This window comes from Cutibacterium nasicola (assembly GCF_051303185.1).
Classification (GTDB): domain Bacteria; phylum Actinomycetota; class Actinomycetes; order Propionibacteriales; family Propionibacteriaceae; genus Cutibacterium.
In genome coordinates, this window is the sequence record NZ_JBPPGE010000005.1 from 47,044 (window position 1) to 66,430 (window position 19,387).

Annotated in this window: 16 protein-coding genes; 7 read left to right on the forward strand and 9 right to left on the reverse strand. The window is 62.4% G+C overall.

Annotation, left to right across the window (positions count from 1 at the left end):
• Window positions 1-54: 54 nt before the first annotated feature.
• The gene (locus tag ACSJJT_RS09205; RefSeq protein ID WP_435918016.1) at window positions 55-615 is read right to left on the reverse strand and encodes a YceD family protein; all 561 of its coding nucleotides are present in this window, start codon (window positions 613-615) and stop codon (window positions 55-57) included.
• Between the two features lie 213 nt (window positions 616-828).
• Here ACSJJT_RS09205 and ACSJJT_RS09210 point away from each other — a divergent pair, with 213 nt between their 5' ends.
• The 3 genes from ACSJJT_RS09210 to ACSJJT_RS09220 all read left to right on the forward strand — a co-directional run bounded on the left by ACSJJT_RS09210 (window position 829) and on the right by ACSJJT_RS09220 (window position 4,071).
• Window positions 829-2,139, forward strand: coding sequence for an ABC transporter substrate-binding protein (locus ACSJJT_RS09210; protein ID WP_435918017.1), 1,311 nt, complete (start codon window positions 829-831; stop codon window positions 2,137-2,139).
• A gap of 82 nt (window positions 2,140-2,221) precedes the next feature.
• The gene (locus tag ACSJJT_RS09215) at window positions 2,222-3,178 is read left to right on the forward strand and encodes a carbohydrate ABC transporter permease (RefSeq protein ID WP_435918018.1); all 957 of its coding nucleotides are present in this window, start codon (window positions 2,222-2,224) and stop codon (window positions 3,176-3,178) included.
• Window positions 3,175-4,071: a carbohydrate ABC transporter permease gene (locus tag ACSJJT_RS09220; RefSeq protein WP_435918019.1), complete on the forward strand. Its 897-nt coding sequence runs from the start codon at window positions 3,175-3,177 to the stop codon at window positions 4,069-4,071. Before ACSJJT_RS09215 ends, ACSJJT_RS09220 begins: the two co-directional genes overlap by 4 nt.
• Before the next feature lie 85 nt (window positions 4,072-4,156).
• On the opposite strand, the gene ACSJJT_RS09225 is transcribed toward ACSJJT_RS09220, so the two are convergent.
• Window positions 4,157-5,164: a LacI family DNA-binding transcriptional regulator gene (locus ACSJJT_RS09225; RefSeq protein WP_435918160.1), complete on the reverse strand. Its 1,008-nt coding sequence runs from the start codon at window positions 5,162-5,164 to the stop codon at window positions 4,157-4,159.
• Window positions 5,165-5,373: 209 nt separating this feature from the next.
• Here ACSJJT_RS09225 and ACSJJT_RS09230 point away from each other — a divergent pair, with 209 nt between their 5' ends.
• The 3 genes from ACSJJT_RS09230 to ACSJJT_RS09240 all read left to right on the forward strand — a co-directional run bounded on the left by ACSJJT_RS09230 (window position 5,374) and on the right by ACSJJT_RS09240 (window position 12,086).
• Window positions 5,374-7,710, forward strand: a complete 2,337-nt coding sequence (locus ACSJJT_RS09230) for a TIM-barrel domain-containing protein (RefSeq protein WP_435918020.1) — start codon at window positions 5,374-5,376, stop codon at window positions 7,708-7,710.
• A gap of 69 nt (window positions 7,711-7,779) precedes the next feature.
• On the forward strand, window positions 7,780-10,863 hold the full coding sequence (locus tag ACSJJT_RS09235; RefSeq protein ID WP_435918021.1) for an alpha-mannosidase: 3,084 nt from the start codon (window positions 7,780-7,782) through the stop codon (window positions 10,861-10,863).
• Window positions 10,860-12,086, forward strand: coding sequence for a glycoside hydrolase 5 family protein (locus tag ACSJJT_RS09240; RefSeq protein WP_435918022.1), 1,227 nt, complete (start codon window positions 10,860-10,862; stop codon window positions 12,084-12,086). Before ACSJJT_RS09235 ends, ACSJJT_RS09240 begins: the two co-directional genes overlap by 4 nt.
• 67 nt (window positions 12,087-12,153) lie before the next feature.
• Here ACSJJT_RS09240 and coaD read toward each other — a convergent pair whose 3' ends face one another.
• Together coaD and rsmD are read right to left on the reverse strand one after the other, a co-directional pair.
• Complete coding sequence (gene coaD / locus ACSJJT_RS09245; protein ID WP_065674206.1) at window positions 12,154-12,630, reverse strand: pantetheine-phosphate adenylyltransferase; 477 nt, start codon at window positions 12,628-12,630, stop codon at window positions 12,154-12,156.
• Entirely contained in the window at window positions 12,627-13,220 is a 594-nt protein-coding gene (rsmD, locus tag ACSJJT_RS09250; protein WP_334353342.1) for a 16S rRNA (guanine(966)-N(2))-methyltransferase RsmD, read from the reverse strand. The genes coaD and rsmD overlap by 4 nt, the downstream gene beginning before the upstream one ends.
• A gap of 167 nt (window positions 13,221-13,387) precedes the next feature.
• On the opposite strand from rsmD, the gene ACSJJT_RS09255 reads away from it, so the two are divergent.
• A complete protein-coding gene (locus tag ACSJJT_RS09255; RefSeq protein WP_004808626.1) occupies window positions 13,388-13,810 on the forward strand; it encodes a pyridoxamine 5'-phosphate oxidase family protein in 423 nt (140 codons plus the stop codon).
• A gap of 63 nt (window positions 13,811-13,873) precedes the next feature.
• On the opposite strand, the gene ACSJJT_RS09260 is transcribed toward ACSJJT_RS09255, so the two are convergent.
• From ACSJJT_RS09260 to metK, 5 genes are all read right to left on the reverse strand, one after another.
• Entirely contained in the window at window positions 13,874-16,093 is a 2,220-nt protein-coding gene (locus ACSJJT_RS09260; RefSeq protein WP_435918023.1) for an ATP-dependent DNA helicase RecG, read from the reverse strand.
• Between the two features lie 91 nt (window positions 16,094-16,184).
• Entirely contained in the window at window positions 16,185-16,370 is a 186-nt protein-coding gene (gene rpmB, locus ACSJJT_RS09265) for a 50S ribosomal protein L28 (protein WP_002514277.1), read from the reverse strand.
• Window positions 16,371-16,564: 194 nt separating this feature from the next.
• The gene (locus ACSJJT_RS09270; protein ID WP_435918161.1) at window positions 16,565-17,473 is read right to left on the reverse strand and encodes a type ISP restriction/modification enzyme; all 909 of its coding nucleotides are present in this window, start codon (window positions 17,471-17,473) and stop codon (window positions 16,565-16,567) included.
• Window positions 17,474-17,508: 35 nt separating this feature from the next.
• Complete coding sequence (locus ACSJJT_RS09275; RefSeq protein ID WP_435918024.1) at window positions 17,509-18,147, reverse strand: ParB N-terminal domain-containing protein; 639 nt, start codon at window positions 18,145-18,147, stop codon at window positions 17,509-17,511.
• Window positions 18,119-19,309, reverse strand: coding sequence for a methionine adenosyltransferase (gene metK, locus ACSJJT_RS09280; RefSeq protein WP_435918025.1), 1,191 nt, complete (start codon window positions 19,307-19,309; stop codon window positions 18,119-18,121). The genes ACSJJT_RS09275 and metK overlap by 29 nt, the downstream gene beginning before the upstream one ends.
• Between the last annotated feature and the right edge of the window lie 78 nt (window positions 19,310-19,387).

Below are 19,387 nucleotides of genomic sequence, written 5' to 3' on the forward strand. Positions count from 1 at the left end.
CCTTGGTGTGCTTCAGGTGTGACATCCGTCGTGGACGGATGCCGTTCGGGACGTTCAGGACTTGTCCGAATCATCCTCACTGACGAGCCCTCGCAGAGCTGCCCAGCGTGGATCGATCCGATCCGGGTGGTCATGGTCCGGGTCGTCGTTGAGGTTGGCGCCGCAGTCTGGACAAAGTCCCTCACAGTCGTCGCGACACAGCGGACTGAAAGGCAGGTTCAGCACCACCGTGGCACGGACGACGGGGTCAAGGTCGATCGTTTCCTCGGCGCTGACCCGGCTGGCATCCTCCTCAGCCTCCTTGTCCGGGTAGAAGTACAGCTCCTGGATGTCGCGGACGAGATCCTCCACGATGGGATCCAGACAACGAGCACACTCCCCCTTCAGGGTGGCTTCGACGGTCCCGGTAACGAGAACTCCTTCACCCACCGATTCCAACCGAAGGTCGAGATCGAGAGGGAAGTCCTCGGGAACGCCGATCATGTCGACGCCGAGATCCGCCGGAGCGGGCACCGTCCGTTGAACCCGGATCATCTGACCCACTTGCCGACGCAAGGAATGGGTCTCGATGACGAGATCCGAGTGTGCGTCGGGGTGGCGATGGGTGGTATTCATCGCAAAGATCCCTTCGACCGGTGGAACACGACGAGGTCATGACCGACCGTCCACTCTACATCGGGAGTCGACACCCGGCCAAAACTGTGCGCCGGCTTGACTGGGAGCGCTGTTTCAGGCACTCTGAACTAAAGCGTATTAGTTCTCTGAGGCCCGACACCGACGCTGGAGTCGGATCCCTCTGAGGACCCCTTCAAGGAAGAAGAAGAGAACATGGCAAATCTCACCATCGGTCGACGTCAACTTCTCGGTGGTACGGCCACGCTGGCAACTGTCCTGGCTGCCAGCGCCTGCGGCATGAGCGGATCGGGAGACAAGCCGTCGAGCCAGGCATCCGTCGACACCTCCGCCAAGCTCGAGGGCAGCATCCAGTTCCAGACGTGGTCGCTCAAGAACGAGAAATTCACTCCTTACTTCGAAAAACTCGTCAAGTCCTTCGAGACGAAGCATCCTGGCACGACCATCAAGTGGGTCGACCAGCCGGGTGAGGGCTACGAGGAGAAGGTCCAGCAGCAGGCCACCGCCGGCCAGCTGCCCGACGTCGTCAACATGCCCCCTAACTTCGCGTGGCAGCTCCTCAAGGCCAACAAGGTCATGGACCTCAAGAAGGCCGATGCCAAGACTATTGACACATACACCAAGGGCGGCATCGACGCCTACACCTTCGATGGCCATGAGGGTGTCTACGGCTACCCGTGGTACCTCGGCACCGACCTCAACTGGTGGAACACCCAGGCCTTTGAGAAGTACGGCCTCGATCCCACGAAGCTGCCGACCACCCTTGACGAGCTCCACGAGCAGGCCATCACCATGGCCGAGAAGTCCGGCGGCACGATGCCCCTCATCTCCACCGCTCCGACCCTCGGCGATCTCGCGGCCCAAGGTGTCGAGGTCTTCAAGAACGGCAAGTTCACCTTCAACACCGACGAAGCCGTCACGATCATCGAGAAGTACGTCGAGCTCTACGCCAAGAAGGCCATGCCGCCGGAGGTGCTACAGAACAACTACCTGGGCAACTCCAAGCTCTTCATCCAGGGTAAGGTCGCATGGACCACCGGCTCAGCCTCCTTCCCGGTCGACCTCAAGAAGGACGCTCCGAGGCTCGCTCCGTACGTCGCGATGACCAAGCGCATCGGTGTTCCCCCGTTGTTCGTCCAGGGTATTTGTGTTTCAAACGACTCCAGGAACCCGAACTTGGCGGTGGCCTTCGCCCAGTACGTCACCAGCAACGCGAACCAGGTCGAATTCGTCAAGCTGGCCCAGGGCTTCCTGCCCGGCACCAGGAAAGCGAACGAGAACCCGGGGTCCTTCACCTCGGTCATCGATGATCCGCAGATGAAGAAGGCTGCCGAGGCTCTCGCGGAGGAGATGGAGGATGCGCAGATCGGTGAGCCGATGGCATACACCGACGCCATGAAGGCTTACGTCGGCCAGCAGGTTTCCTCGGCCATGCGTGGTGACATCAAGGCCAAGGACGCTCTTGACAAGGCCGTCACGTACTGCAACGACCACATCGCAAAGTGATCTCCCTGCCGACCCCGTTCCCACGCGGGGCCGGCTCACCTCCCGCCTGACAACGCCCCTACCCCGCCAAGGATCTGCGCCCATGAACTCCCACCGCTGGTACACCCCGTGGTTGTTGGTGGCTCCGGCAGTCGTGTGGACCGTCGTGTTCGCCCTCTACCCCTTCATCAACACGATCATCCTGTCCTTCACGAACACCCGACCCCTCGTCGGCGGGGAGTTCATCGGTTTCGACAACTACGTCGAGTTGTGGCACGACACCATGTTCTGGAATGCCATGGCGACAACCTTCATCTATGTCATCGTGTGCATCCCGCTCTTGACGATCTTGCCGTTGCTGTTGGCCCTGCTCGTGGAGAAGAAGATCCCTGGGATCTCGTTCTTCCGCACCGTCGCGTACTTCCCGGTGATCGCCTCGGTCGTCGTCGTGGCCCTCATCTGGAGCTGGATGTTCGACTCCCGTGGTCTCATCAACCAGTCCCTGCAGTGGATGGGTGCCACGAGCAGCCCCATCCCCTTCCTCGTCGATCGGTGGAAACTGTTGGGTTGCGCGATCCTGCTGACGGTGTGGAAAGGCCTCGGGTATTACATGATCGTCTACCTCGCAGCCCTCGGAAACGTCGACCATGATCTCCATGAAGCCGCCGCCCTCGATGGGGCAGGCAGCTTCCAGCGTTTCCGCAATGTCACCGTCCCCGGGATCAGGCCGGCCATGGTTCTCATCATCGCTCTCATCGCGGTGTCCGGAATGCGAATATTCTCCGAGCTCTACGTCCTCACGAATGGAACCGGTGGCCCAGGTGGTGAGGACTCCAGCCTGGTCATGATCATCAAGCAGGTCGGTACCGGCTTGTCCGGACAGCTCGGCTACGCGTCGGCCCTGTCAGTCGTACTGTTCTTCCTCACCCTCATTCCGTTGGCAGCCATAGGTTGGGCCAACAACAAGGACCTACGGTCTGACCGCAAGCCCAAGCGCGCTGGGCATCGTGCCTGCCGGACTGCAGCCGTCCAGGCCACCATGAAGGAGACGATGGCATGAGCACCTCGAGCGCAACCCGTCCGGCCAAGCCGAAGCCGTGGCGTAGCCGACGGGTGTTCGACCCGACCCGTCCCACCCTTGCGGGACTCATCGGGCGTTACATCCTGCTGGTCTTCGTCGCCATCATCTCGATCGGCCCCTTCCTGTGGCAGCTGTCCACCTCGCTCAAGGGCGTCAGCGAGGACATCTATTCCTTCCCACCTCACCTCATCCCGCAGGACTTCAGCGTTGACGCCTACCGTCGGGTGGCCCATGTCGTCCCGATCTTCAGCTATGCCTGGCACTCAGTCCTCGTCGCCACAGTGTGCGTCATCGGAAACGTCGTGCTGGCCTCCCTGGCCGGTTACGCGCTGACCTGCATGAAGTTCCGCGGCAAGAGGGTCGTCATGGGCATCCTGCTGTCAGTGCTCCTGCTTCCCGGTGAGGTCACACTGACCAGCCAGTACCTCGTCATCAAGGGCATGGGCCTGGCCAACACCCTGGCCGGCGTCGCGATCCCAGGTGTCGTCGGTGCCATCAACGTGCTCCTCATGGCCACCGCCTGTCGGGCGGTCCCGCCGTCAGTCCTCGACGCAGCAACCGTTGACGGGGCCAACACCTGGGCCAAGATCCGGCACGTGGTGTGGCCCAACATCAAGGGAATGGCCTCGGTTGTCGCGGTGTTCTCCTTCATCGGTGCCTGGGATGACTTCCTGTGGCCATTGGTCGTCCTCAATGATCCTGACAAGTACACCCTGACCGTTGGCATGCAGTACCTCAGCTCAACCATGTCGACCGACCCACGCGAGGTGGCAGCCGGAACGGTCATCGCCCTCATTCCGATCATCGCCGTCTTCGCCTCAATGCAGAAGGTCTTCTTCCGTGGTGTGGAGAGCGGCGGTGTGAAGGGCTGAGCGTCCTACACACGAGTGAGGAGACGGTCGGAACTCGCAGGGTTTCGACCGTTTTGTCCTGCCTCGTCCAGAGGTGGATGGACGTTCAGAGCTGGGCCGTGGAACCCCGGACGACGAGTTCAGGTGGCTGCTCGGTGATGTCCTCCACGTCCTGGCCCGCAATGATGCTCATCAGCATGGCTACGGCGTCCCTACCCAGAAGTGACGGATCACGACGCAAAGCGGTGATCCCAGGCGGTATCACTCGACACGTCGGAGAATCCTCGAAGGACACGACGGAGACGTCAGCAGGAATCCGCAATCGGTGTTGTGCCAGGGACGTGATGCCCCCCAGAGTCAATACTTCATTGTCATAGACGATGGCGGTGGGACGGTCGGGCCTGGAGAGAAGAGCACTGGTCTCCTGCAGTCCGGACTGCTCGGAGTAGTCGCTGGCCGCGGCCTCGAGGACGACGACTCCGTGGCTCCTTGCTTCCTGGGCGAAGACTTGGCGCCGGACCATGCTGTGCTCGAGGGTCGGGTCACCGCCGATATGGGCAATGCGACGATGACCTCGGTCAGCCAAGTGGTTGACGATGCTCCGCGCGGCAGCGGCATCATCAATATGGACGCCCGGCAATGGGGTGTCCTTCGTGGCTCCGACGACGGTGCACGGCATGTTGATCTGCGACATGAGGGACCACCGTGGGTCGTTGCGGGCCGGATCGACCAGGACGACGCCGTCGACACGGTGCTGGGCCCACCACTGCCGATGGATCTGGCACTCCTCCTCAGCAGACCTGACCAGCTGCAGCACCAAGGCCGTGCGAGCAGGGGTGAGAACCTCCTCCATCCCCGCGATGAGGTGGAGAAAGAACCCTTCCCCGGCAAAACTACGATCGTCACGGGCAATGACGAGACCGACGGCACCGGCTCGGTTGACCGACAACGCCTTTGCGGCGACGTTCGGACGCCATCCCATGTCCTTGGCCACAGCCTTGATACGAGCTCGGGTAGCCTCAGAAACTCCAGGCTTGTCATTGAGGGCAAAGGACACCGCGCCCGGCGACACACCGGCGACTCTGGCGATGTCCTTGATCGTCGTCCTGCCCATGAAGCCACGGTCCCTTCCGGAAGCATGCATGCCCTGATGGGCGCAGGCCACACGGCATCCTCGCCCTGGAGCACATGGCCTTCACCCGCGCAGCATCATCCTAGGGCCAAACCGGAGAATAGGTAAAACGTTTCAGCGATGCCTTCACGATGACCTCCAGAGCGGTTCATTGGCTATTAGGGTGGGAGTCCCCAACGCTGGGAGACGCCATGCCTCAGACAACCTGTCTTGCCACAGATCACTACCGCATAACCCTCATCACCGATCGACTCATTCGCTGTGAGTGGCGCGACGACCCTACGGAGCCCTTCGAGGACCGACCGACACAGGTGGTCGCGGACCGCACGCCCCACGAGGTCACCAACACCATTGATGAGGAGAATGGCCATATCGTCATTCGAAACCGGTATTACGAGCTTCGCTACAACGGCATGGAGTTTTCCCCGGAAGGGCTGCACGCATCGATAACGAGCGTCGGCAATTACCACGCCGTGTGGCACTGGGGCGATGACCCACTCTCGCAAACCCCATTCGGAATCCCCACCAATTTGGGCGGGACCGCTCGCACTCTCGACTGCGTCGACGGCCGTTGTGACATGGGCGCAGGTGTGGCGAGTGCGCAGGGATGGGCCGTCCTCGATGATTCTCATTCACTCGCACTGGACGATGATGGATCCACCCCATGGCCCCAACCGGTACGTCGGCACAACCCAGCTGACTCCGGCGGCAAGGATGTCTACCTCTTCCTCCACGGCCACGACTTCGCGGCCGCGGTCGCGGATTTCTACCGCATCACCGGACCGCAACCGGTTGTTCCGCGATGGGCCCTCGGCAACTGGTGGTCCCGGTACCACGACTACGGCGCCGATGAGTACGAGGCGCTCATGGATCGCTTCGAGGCGGCCCGAATCCCGCTGTCGGTCGCCGTCATTGACATGGACTGGCACCTCACCGACATCGACCCTGCTTTGGGACACGGCTGGACTGGTTATACATGGGATCGAGAACTCTTCCCCGATCCTCGCGCCTTTCTCGATGACCTTCATCGTCGTGGTCTGCGCACTAGCCTCAATCTGCACCCCGCTGACGGCATCCGCCGTCATGAAGAGTGTTACCGGCAGGTCGCCACTGACATGGGGGTCGATCCGGACTCGGGTGATCCCATCCCCTTTGACATTGCTGATCCCCGGTTCGCCAAGGTCTACGTCGAGGACGTCCTTCACCCCATGGAGGAGGAAGGGGTCGACCTGTGGTGGGTGGACTGGCAGCAGGGGCAGACGTGCTCAGTACCCGGATTGGACCCGCTGTGGATGCTCAACCACGTTCACCACATTGATTCCGGGCGCCCACGTCCCGAGGGACGCCGTAGCCCGCTGACCTTCTCCAGATACGCCGGTCCGGGCTCTCACCGCTACCCCATCGGGTTCTCGGGCGATTCCGTGATCTCCTGGGAGACTCTGAACTTCCAGCCCGAGTTCACGGCCACCGCCTCCAACATCGGTTACGGCTGGTGGAGCCATGACATCGGCGGGCACCTCTTCGGATCCCGTGATGACGAGCTCATGGCTCGCTGGGCCCAGTTCGGGGTGCTCTCCCCCATCAATCGGCTGCACTCGACCAAGGACGAGTTCGGGTCCAAGGAGCCGTGGCATTACCGCGCCGAAACCGAGATGGTGATGACCCGATGCCTACGGATGCGTCATCGCCTCATCCCATATCTGCACAGCGAGAACCTCTCGGGTCATCGCGACCTGTGCCCACTCGTCCGACCGCTTTACTGGACACATCCGGAGTGGGAGGAATCCTATGTCGATCGCAACGAGTACTGGTTCGGCAGCCAACTCCTGGTGCGACCGGTCACCAGCAAACGCGACCCTGCGACGGGGCTCGCAACCACCCGAACATGGTTACCTCCTCTTGAGGATGGTCTTAGGTGGGTCGACCTCCTCACCGGGCTCACCTATTCGCCACAGCGTTTCGTCACCATGTCTCGCACCATTGACGAGGTTCCCGTCCTCGCCAAGTCTGGAACCATCATTCCGACCGCAACTGACCCCTTGGCCAAGGGGGACGTGACAACCGATCTCACCCTGGTCGTCGTCCCAGGTGCTGCCGGTCACTTTGACTTGCTCGAGGACGACGACGGTCTGAGGACAATTCCTCTCAGCCTCGATGCCGACGGACTCCTGCAAATCGGACCATGCGGAGGTCCACGCACGGATGTGACGCGACGATGGCGCGTGAGCGTCCATTCAGGAGGACGTCCCATCACGATTGACCTGGGACGGCATCGTCTGGACGAGGTCGTCGAAACGACCATTCCGGCCTCGTCTGACTGCGTCGATGACCTCATGGCGAGAGCCATCACGCTCATCGACGATGCTCAGATCGAATTCACCACGAAAACTCGCCTGGCACGCCTGTTGCGAAGTGGCCGTCCTGCCCTCGACCTCATCGCGATGCTGCTGGACCAGGAAGCGCCCGAACCTCTTCGCAACGCCTTGTTGGAGATCGTCTGGGCAATTCCTTCCGAACGAGTTGCCTAAACCGTATTAGTCACTACACTTCAATGTGGAAACTATCCGTTGTCAATGTCGCAACCGCCAGGGAATCCCATGCATGATCACGCGCCCATTCTTGACGGTCGGGTGCACCGTCATCTCGCTGAGAAGATTCGCCCCGCCGAAACCACCACGGTATGCCAACTCGACGTCGAGTGGGCTCCCGTCACTGACGCCATCGAGGGACCGAACAGTCGCCCCGGAGTCCGCGGACAGGGAGAGCCCATCTCAATCAGCGAGGGGCTGTCAATGAGCTACGAGCCATTCCGGGTGGGAGACAAGTGGGGCCCGCCATGGGGAACGACCTGGCTCCATCTCACGACCACCGTTCCACCGGAGCATCGCGACGACCATCTCGAGATGATCGTCGACCTCGGCGGTGTATGGGACTCCCCCGGCTTCCAGTCCGAGGGTCTTGTGGTGCGTCCGGACGGGTCGGTCGTCAAGGCCCTCAATCCACGCAACACGTGGATTCCCGTCGAGACCGACGCAGATGGTCACATCGACATCTACGTCGAGGCTGCATCCAACCCGATCCTGTTGGCCCAGCCCCCCTTCCAGCCGACCGACGACGGCGACAAGCTCACTGCCTCGACTGACGCCTACTACACCCTCAAGCGAGCTGATCTGGTCGTCGTCCACGACGAGATCCGCGAACTCATCGCTGACATCGTGACCCTGTCCGGTGTGGCTGCCCAGCTGCCGGAGGATTCGGAACGCCGGTGGGAGATCCGTCGCGCTCTGGATCGTTCCATGGACAGAATCGATCTTTTTGACGTCATTTCCACGGCGTCAGCGGCTCGCACCCAGTTGGCCCCCGTTCTCGCTCGTCCGGCTCATGACTCTGCCCAGACGATGACGGCCATCGGCCACGCTCACATTGACTCTGCCTGGCTGTGGCCGCTGCGGGAGACCCGGCGCAAGGTTGCCCGAACTATCTCCAACCAGCTCAATCTCATCGAGAACGACCCCACGCATCTGTTCGCCTTTCCGGCTGCTCAGCACTCGGCATGGCTGGAGGTGGACCATCCTGACCTTTTCGCCAAGTTGCAGAAGGCAGTCGCCGACGGACGGATCATCCCGGTCGGAGGCATGTGGGTGGAGTCTGACGCCAACCTGCCTGGTGGCGAGGCGATGTGCCGTCAGTTGCTCTACGGGCAGCGCTACTTCATGGAGAGGTTCGGCCATCACTGCCCCGAGGTGTGGCTGCCTGACTCCTTCGGTTACTCGGGAGCCCTGCCGCAGCTGGCCAAGTTAGCCGGTGCTCAGTGGTTCCTGACCCAGAAGATCTCGTGGAACCAGGTCGACAAGTTCCCCCACCACTCCTTCTGGTGGGAGGGGATCGATGGCACCCGGATCTTCACGCATTTCCCGCCGGCCGACACCTACGGTTCCGATCTCTCGGCTCGGGACCTCGAGCACGCCCGGTCCAACTTCCAGGACAAGGGCCGCGCCAATTCCTCCTTGGTGCCTTTCGGCTATGGAGATGGCGGCGGTGGTCCCACTCGCGAGATGCTCGCCCAGGCCCGTCGTGTCACCGATCTTGACGGATCCCCCAAGCTGGCCATCGAGCCTCCGGCCACGTTCTTCAGCCGCGCCGAGGCCGAGCACGAGGATCCGGGCGCCTGGGTTGGGGAGCTCTATCTCGAGCTGCACCGCGGCACATTCACCAGCCAGTACGAGGTCAAGAAGGGCAACCGTCGCAATGAGCACCTGCTGCGCGACGCCGAGCTGTGGTGCGCCACCGCAGCGGTACGCGGCCTGATGGACTACCCCGGTGAGCGGTTGGCCGAGATCTGGCGGACCATCTGTCTCTACCAGTTCCACGACATCCTGCCTGGATCGGCGATCGCGTGGGTGTATCGCGAGGTCGTCGCCGATCACCGGCGCATCTCTGACGAACTCACCGAGCTCATTCACCATGCCCAGGAGCTGCTAGCCGGAGAGGGTGACGAGCAGGTCGTCTTCGATTCTTCTCCGATGACTCGTCCGTGGGCTTCCACCGTGGCCATGGGGGCCGGAGTTGCTCCGGCAATTGCCCACGGGGTTCAGGCTGAGGATGCGGCTGACGGATTCATCGTCGACAATGGCCTGCTGCGTCTTACCGTTGACGAGCATGGCCTCATCACCCACCTCGTCGACCCTGCTTCCGGTCGCGATGCCATTCCGGCTGATCAGCGTGGCAATCTTCTTCAGATTCACCCTGACTTCCCGAACATGTGGGACGCGTGGGACATCGATCCCTTCTACGCCAACAACGTCACCGACCTGGATGATGGCAGGGCCACCATGTCCCGCAACGGTGATTCGGTGACCATCAGCGTCACAAGGACGTTCGGGGATTCCCGGGCCACCCAGTCGCTGACCGTGAATCCGGGAGATCCGCGCGTCAAGGTGCGCACCCATGTCGACTGGCACGAACGAGACAGTCTGCTCAAACTGTCCTGGCCGGTGGACGTCCACACCGATCATGCCGACTATGAGATCGAGATGGGTCACATCTCCCGTCCCACCCACACCAACACCTCGTGGGATGCCTTCCGCTTCGAGGTTCATGCCCATCGCTGGGTGTACATCTCCGAGCCCGGTTTCGGCGTCGCCATCGCCAACTCCGGTACCTATGGATGGAATGTGTCCCGCCATCCCAAGGACAACGGTGGCACGTGGTCGATGGCCCGCGCCTCCCTTCTCAAGGGAGCCCGCTACCCCGACCCGCGCGCCGACGAGGGAGAGCATGACTTCTTCCACACTCTGCACGTCGGAGCCGATCTCACCGATGCCGTGCGTGACGGGTATGCCGCCAACCTGTGCGTGCGTCGTCGTCAGGGATCGCCGGTCGATCCACTGGTCAGCGTCGAAGGCATTGCGGTTGAGGCCGTCAAATTGGCTGAGGATGGCTCTGGTGATGTCATCGTCCGGCTATACGAGCCCTACGGGCGTCATGTTCACACCACGATGACGGTGGGCTTTGATGCCACGTCCGCCGTCGAGTCCGACCTGCTCGAGGACCCCCTTGAGGGCAACCCGCACGCCCAGGTCGATCCGTCAGTCATCACCGCTGGCCTTGCTGACGACACTATCGGTCTGTCCATGCGCCCCTTCCAGGTTGCGACCTTGAGGTTGGGACGCAACCGATGAGGATTGGCGTCAATCACACACCGTCACAGGGATGGTTCCACAGCTGGCTTGACCTCGATATCGATGCGGCACGACGCGATTTCGAAGCAATTGCACGACTGGGCCTCGATCACGTACGGATCTTCCCACTGTGGCCGTTGTTGCAGCCCAATCGCGGTCTGGTGCGTCCCCGCGCCCTCGATGACGTCATCTCCGTCGTGCGCGCAGCTGGCGAATTCGACCTTGAGGTCACCGTCGACGCCCTCAACGGCCATCTGTCGAGTTATGACTTCCTGCCCTCCTGGGTGGTCACATGGCACGAGTCAAATCTCTTCACCGATCCGCTCGTCAAGGCTGGCCAGACCGAACTCATCAGCCAACTGGCAACACGCCTGCGGGAAGAGCCGAACGTCACCGGTATGACGGTGGGCAACGAGTTCCCGCAGTACGCTGCTCTGGCCCCGGGGCACCATCATCCGACGCGCAGCGGGTGCACCGTCGATGAGGCCCAGACGTGGTTGGAGACGATGCTCGGGACCATGCGGGACCAGTGGCCGGACGGACGGTTCTGGTTCGGGTTCGACGACGACCTCTGGTTCGTTGACGATCATCCCTTCACCCCGCGTCACGCCGTCACCCTGGGCTCATCGACGACCATCCATTCCTGGGTGTTCGCGCAGGTCGGACCGCACTTCGGGGAGGGACATCCCGCCCTCACATGGTTCCCGCGCTATCTGCTCGAACTGGCCCGGGCCTGGAGTCCCGATCCCCACCGTCCACTCTGGCTGCAGGAAATTGGTGCGCCTCGCAGCCATGTTCCCGACGACCGGGCAGCGGACTTCGTCACGTCGTCCCTGGCCTCGGTGGCCACCACCCCGAGTCTGGAGGCGGTGACATGGTGGTGCTCCCACGACGTGTCAGACCAGCTGTTGGATTTCCCGAAGCTGGAGTATTCGCTCGGCCTGTTCACCAACGACGGCAAGCCAAAGCCGGAAGCCCTGGCCATGTCGGACGTGCTGCCCGATTTGCATAACGCTCAGCCCCAGGAACAGGCCGATGAGCCGCTGGAATTCAGCGCGGACTGGGCCACCGGGGCGGGACGGTCGGTGTCTTTCCCCATGGGCGATCTCTTCGCCCGATGGGTTGATGAAGCCATACAGACCGGACGAGCACCCAGGCTCGTCTTTCATCCCACCCATGGGCTCACAGGCCGAGAGGCCCTCGCCGGTGCTCTAGCCCGCTGACCTGTGTGACTGCGACCTCATGCTCGACACTCGGAGGCCTGGACCATGGCCCAAGGATCCCCGGTCGTCAGGAGCGCGGGAACCTCTCTCGCAGCGCGGCATCGACGATAGCTGGCACGAACTCTGAGACATTGCCCCCATTGCATGCCGCCGAGCGGATCATGGAGGAGCTGATCGTGCCGAATTCTCGCCCTGCCGGCAGCAGGATTGTCTCGATCCCGCTCATGGCCTTGTTGAGGTGGGCCATCTGGAGCTCGTAGTCAAAATCCCCACCAAAGCGCAGGCCACGAATGATCGCGTCAGCCCCTTGCTCGGTGCAGAAGTCGACGAGCAACCCGTCGACGAGGGCGACCTCGACACCCGGGATGTCAGCGACGGCATCCCTGACGAAGGCCACCCGCTCCTCCATGGAGAAAATGCCATTCTTGGCCGAGTTGACCGCCACCCCGACGACGACCTCGTCAACAAGCTCGGCGGCTCGCGTCACGATGTCGACGTGGCCGAGGGTGATGGGGTCAAAGGATCCTGAAAAAACTGCTTTCACTGCTGCTCCATGGGCTCGTGGTTGCGCTGGGCATAGTAGACGACGGTTTCACCGTAACGAGAGTTCCACGACTCAAACCCTTCCGGGACGTGAGGCGGTCGGCTGCGGCGCGACCTCTCCACCACGATCAGTCCGTCATGGGCCAGGGCGTTCTGAATGGTGGCGTCGATGAGGCCATCCATGACGTCGTCGGCCAAGTCGTAGGGCGGGTCGAACCAGACGACGTCAAAGGTCTGCCGGTTGTCGGAGAGAAATGTCGGTACCGTCTGGGCGACCACCTGAATCCGCAAGCGCGTGGTCCGGGCGTTCTCCTTCATGACATGACACGCTGAGCGGTCCCGGTCGACGGCAACGACCGTCGATGCACCGCGACTGGCAGCCTCGAGGGCAACTGCTCCGGACCCAGCGAACAGGTCGCAGAAAGCTTGCCCGGCCAGCTGGTCCTCGGGAGCCTCATCAGACGTTCCATTCCAGGCTGCCAACGCAGAGAAGACAGCCTCGCGCACCCGATCGGTCGTAGGACGTGTGAGCCGCCCTGACGGAGTGGTCAGACGCTGTCCGCCAGCACGACCCGAGATAATCCTGCTCACCCCTCCAGGCTAGCGGTTTCGCCCGATCACGCCCGCATCGTCGCCGTACCCATTGCATCCACTCCTAAACCCCTCGACATGGTCATGTGGCGAGCCATCCTCACCACCATCGGCAACTTTGTGCCGGTCGGTTCCCGAAGTGGGCCGTGTTCAGGAAGAATGGCCCCATGATCAATGAGGAGAACCCGATCACCGAGGTCCCGGAGGACAGCTGCTGGGGCTACCTTGACACGGCTGAGGTCGGCCGCCTGGCCACCAGCGTCAATGACCAGCCCGAGGTCTTCCCCGTCAACTATGTCGTCGACGGGCAGAGCATCGTCTTCCGCACCGCCGCTGGAAGCAAGCTTGAGGACATCGTCACCAACAACCGTGTGGCCTTCGAGGCCGACGGTTGGACCGAGGAGACCGGCTGGTCGGTCGTCGTGCGCGGCAGCGCCGAGGTCATCACCGACGAGGCCGAGCTCGCGCTGTGCGACAAGATGCCCCTGCTGCCGTGGGTGCCGACCGTGAAGCGCAATTACGTGCGTGTCCAGGCCGATCAGATCACCGGCCGTACCTTCGCCTTCGGTCCGGAGCCCAAGGACAACTGACAGACCACTCATGAAGGTCCGGATCGTCGTCAACGTTCCGGACCTTCGTCACGCCTGGTCAGCTCATCCCTGTTCCATGAGATCGCCCTCAGCCAGCATCTCCGTCGCGGTGACAACGTCGAGCAGCCGGGGATCCTCGGGCTCCTCTCGCACCCACCGTTCGGCGAGGTCCTTGGACGCAGTGACGATCTCGGCGTGGTCGAGCACCCGCAACAACCGCAGTGGCGAGGAATACCCCGACTGGGAGGATCCGAGCACGTTGCCTTCGTGACGCTGGGCCAGGTCCAGTTCGGCCAGTTCGAAGCCGTCACGGGACGATGCCACCGCAGCAAGCCGCTCACGGGCCGCCGATCCGGGGGGTGCCGTCGTGACCAGTAGACACAGGCCAGGCAGCTTTCCTCGCCCGATACGTCCGCGCAACTGGTGCAACTGGGAGACGCCGAAGTGATCGGCATCCATGATGACCATCATGGTGGCGTTGGGGACGTCGACGCCGACCTCGATGACCGTGGTGGAGATGAGGACCTGGGACTCGCCGTCAGCGAAGCGATCCATGACGGCCTTCTTCTCATCGGCGTCCAGCCGAGAATGGAGGGCGTCGATGCGCAGTCCTGCGAGCGGACCGGAGGCCAGCTGAGGAGCGATCTCCTCGACCGCAGCCGTCGGCGGGCGACCACCCTCGACGTCGTCAGTGTCATCGCTGCTGATACGAGGACACACCACGAAGACCTGATGCCCGGCCTCGCACTCCTCTCGGATGCGCTCCCAGGCGCGGGTGAGCCACGAGCGGTGGGCTGGCAGATCAACCACAGTGGTTTGGATGTCGGCACGTCCTGACGGCAGTTCTCGCAAGGTCGACACCTCGAGATCACCGAAGACCGTCATGGCAACCGTGCGAGGAATCGGCGTTGCAGTGAGAACGAGCTCGTGAGGTCGAGCACCATCACCAGTCGTCAAGACACTGCGCTGCTCGACGCCGAAGCGGTGCTGCTCGTCAACGACGACCAGACCGATGTTGTTGTAGATGACCTTGCCCGACAACAGGGCATGGGTTCCGATGACAATTCCGGCCGCTCCCGAGGCGATGTCGGCCAAGGCGGTTCGAGTTCCAGCCGTCCTCATCGAACCCGTGAGCAGGGCAACTCCGGTGGAGTTCTCTGGAGCGTCGAGGCCACCGCCCGCGGCCAACTCGTCCATCATCCCGGTGATCGTGGCGTAATGTTGCTGGGCGAGAACCTCGGTGGGTGCCAGCAGGACGGCTTGGTACCCAGCGTCAACGACTTGGAGCATCGCTCTCAAGGCCACGAAGGTCTTACCGGAACCCACCTCACCCTGCAGCAGTCGGTGCATGGGGTGATCGGAAGACAGGTCAGCGTCGATGGCCTGGCTGATCTCGTCCTGGCCTGCCGTCGGGGTGAACGGGAGTCTCGACTCAAAGGCTGCCAGCAGGCCGTCGTCATGACGTCGACACACCGGCGCATCATGACCCTCGGCATCACGTCGACGCACCGCCATCGTCACCTGGGTGGCGATGGCCTCCTCCCACACCAGTCGTTCGGCACCGCGATTGGCTTCCTCCACCGAATGCGGGTGGTGAATAGCGTGGTAGGCCTGCCACAGGCTCGGCAGATCAGCCTCCTGACGCAGCCATTCGGGCAGGGTGTCCTCAAGTTCGGGGGTGGACTCGAGCAGCATCGACTCCACCGAGGCGATCTCCCAGGTGCGCAACTTCGAGGTCTGCGGGTAGAGGCCAAGCAAGCCGTGGCGTTGCACCTGGGCAGCCATCACCTTGCCCTCCTCACGGCCTGCCACGACCTTGCCGTTGCGGTCGATCATGACGAAGTCGGGGTGGACGAGCTGCGGGTTGCCCCGGAATTCCCCCACCTTGCCGACGAAGATGCCGTGAGTGTGGGCAGAAAAAATGCGCTGCCAATAGGACACGATGTGGGGTTTGCCGAAGAAGGTGACGGGCAGACGTGCGTTGCCGTCGAACAGCATGACTTCCAGACGTTGACGCGGTCGCCTCTCTCGACCTGTCACAGTCTTGTTGGTGTGGACCTCGACGCCGACGACGTCGGCCACCAAGGCGACTTCGGTGTCAACGACGAGGTGGGACAAATCCGTGGTTTCGGTACCGGTGAGGTAGCGACGCGGAAGGTGACCGAGGGCCTCGCCCACCGTCTCGACGTGCATCGCAGCGAATGCTTTTGCCGTCTTGGCTCCCACCGCCTCCGCCAAAGGGCGATGAAGCTCCTGCTGGCTGCGGGTGTGCCACCTGGTCACTGCATTCACAGTGTCACCGTACCGATAGGCAATGACACCCACAACGACAAAGAACCCGCCTTACGGCGGGTTCTAACGTCGAACGCAGTGCTCAGCGGCTGACTCGGCCAGCCTTGAGGCACGACGTGCACACGTTCATGCGCTTGTGCGTGCCGTTCTCGACGACACGGACGCGCTGGATGTTCGGGCTCCACCGGCGATTGGTCTTCTTCTTCGACCAGGGGACGTTGTGTCCGAAACCGGGGCGCTTGGCGCAGATGTCACACACAGCAGCCACTGGGAGATCTCCTGTTCAGGGCCGGGCGCATGACGCACCCGACGCAATCGTTGGGTTCGGGGGTTCCTTCGGGAACTGGACAAGACTATACGGTTACCTGCTCTGAACCCAAATCGACGCCTCACCACCTCGGCGCGGTCCCACAACGATGTGCCAACAATGAGCAGTCGATTGGTCGCCTTGCAGACACATAGTCAGATCGGCAACTCAGGAAGTGACCTCACGATATTGACGGTTTCAACCGACACCCGGGTCACCCGCTTCACCAAGTCGACGATGTAGCGAGGGTCGTCATGCTCGCGCGCCCAGTCGCTGGGATCGTTGACAATGCCCGAGGCCTTGTCGGGTTTCACCCGGTATCGGTCGATGAGCCATTCCAGGCCGGAGCGCGACCCGAGCATGTACTCGTGCGCTTGCTCGGGAATGTCAGACAAGGTGAGGTACGAGTTGTAGACAAGGTCGCGTTTGGTGGTCTTGTCCTTCCACCGCATCTTGGTGACGCGGTACAGGTCCCACTCGTCGACGTCGAGCGGGTGGGTCGGTTCGTGCAATGGATAGGGCTCGACGTTCTCATAGCCGACGTGCAGATCGCACAGACGCCGACCGGCCTCGGCAAACGCCTCGAAGTCCGCGGTTGATGCGGCCAGGGGAATGCGCGGAAGCATCCGCTTGAGGTCTGCGGCGTAGCGGGTGCGATATTGCTCAGAGTGCAGCACCGCGTAGACGTAGAAGAAGATGTCGTCCTTGGTGACCTGCGACCCGAAAGCCTGCTGGTAGTGGGTCAGGATCGCATCGGTGATGTTGTCGACGCGACGGTAACCCCACTCGTCTACGTCGCCACTAGTGCCCAGGAGCGTGTCGTCGGTGGCTTCTTCATAAGTCCAGCGGGGGAAGAACTGACCACCACTACCTGCGCCCGTCACGTGCAGATTGGGCAGATCGTTCAAGGCAACCAGCGAAAACGGTACGGCAGATCCCATGCCGACGACGTAGTAGCCGATATTGGTGTGGTGAGGGGTGGGAAAGTATGTGTCATTTTGACCGGGAACTGAGTTGAAGACCGGGTCGAAGTAAAGCGCCTCTTTGGTGAATGGACGATAGATGGCCTCTCTGCGGAGCCCACCTGGATGGTAAGCCTCTAAAACCCCATTGAGAGCCCGTCGGCGGACTCGAAGGCCACGTTGTAGGGCGGGTCGGTGAGCACCAGGTTCGCGCTCTTGCCATCCATGAGCACTCCGACATCACCGGGGTTGGTGGCATCTCCGCAGACCAGGCGGTGCCTGCCGACAGTCCAGATGTCCCCGCGCCTGACGAACGAGGCAGCCTCGAGTGCTCTCGTGAGATCGAAGCTGTCATCGGTGACCTCGTCATCGTCGAGAGAGCCAATCATCTGGGCGATTTCGTCATCGTCGAAGCCGGTGAGCTCGGCATCAAAGTCAGCCGCGTCCAGGTCGGCGATGAGCAGGGCCAGCTTGTTCTCGTCCCAGTCGCCGCTGATCTTGTTCAATGCGACGTTCAGCGCCTTCTCGCGGGTCTCATCGAGTTCAACGACCACGCAGTCCACATCGGTGTGGCCGAGGTCGGCCAGTACTTTCAGGCGCTGGAGGCCGCCGACGACGTGGCCGGTGGTGTGGTTGTAGATCACCGGCTCGACGTAACCGAACTCGATCAAAGAGCGCTTGAGTTTCTCGTAGTCCGCATCCCCGGGCTTCAGGTCTTTACGCGGGTTGTAGTCGGCGGGCTTGAGCTCAGCGATGGGTAGCTGCTTGATGAGCACGGCGGTTCACCTCTTCTCGAAGTGCGTCGGTATAAGGCAGGGTCCATTCCCAGTCGCTCAGGCCATGTCCCATGTGCCCATAGGTGGCAAGCTTCGCGTAGATGGGAGCTCGCAGGCCGAGCCGTTCGATGATCGCGGCCGGGCGCAGCGGGAAGATCGCCTGGGCGGCGTCGGTGAGCAGCCAGTCCGGGTACTGACCGGTGCCGAAGGTGTCGATGTGGAAGGCGACCGGGTCGGCCTTACCAATCACATAGGAGATAGCGACGTGACATTCTTCGGCCAGGCGCGCGTCCACCACGGTTTTCGCGATCAGGCGAGCCATGCACGCTCCCGCCCGGTCGACCTTGGAAGGGTCCTTACCCGAGAACGCGCCACCGCCGTGCGGGCCGAGCCCACCGTAGGTGTCAACCATGAGCTTGCGCCCGGTCAGCCCGGTGTCAGCGGTAGACCCACCGGTGACAAACCGCCCCGACGGATTGACCAACACGCGCTCGGGCGTGGCACCGGGCAGATGCGCCTCGATAGCGGGAGCAACGATCAGCGTGCGCACCTCCCGTTCAAGCACGGCGGGGTCTTTGTCCGCATCGTGTTGGATGGAGACGATCACGGTGTCGATGCCGACCGGGGTGCCCAGCTCGTCGTAGACAACACTGACCTGGGATTTGCCGTCGGGGCCGATCCCACGGATCGTGCCGTCGGTGCGGACGGCATCGAGGCGGCGGCAGATCTCGTGGGCGAGCACGAGCGGCAGCGGCAGGCGCTGACTGGTCTCGTTCGTGGCGTACCCGTAGACGGTGCCCTGATCGCCCGCCCCGAGGCTCGCATACGCCGACTCATCGCCCGCGCGGGCCTCGATGGAGGTGGTGACGCCTGCGCCGATGTCGGCGGATTGGCGGCGCACCCACACGTAGATGAGGAACCTGTCCGGGTTGTACCCCGCCCGGCGCAGCGCCTCCCGGGCGCACGAGCGCAGCTGCGGACGGATGGTGGTGGTGATCTCGCCGGTGACGATGATGCGCCTGCCCGTGGCCATGACCTCAACGGCCACGCGTGCCGCCGGGTCGAGAGTGAGGATGTCATCAAGGATGTGGTCTGCGATCAGATCGCACAGCTTGTCGGGGTGGCCGATACACACAGATTCAGCACTTCGCACTACAGACACGCGAGGGCTCCTTTCACAAAAGCGAACAACAACAAGAAAGCCCGCCCGGGTGCCGGGCAGGCAGGAAACGAAACGAGC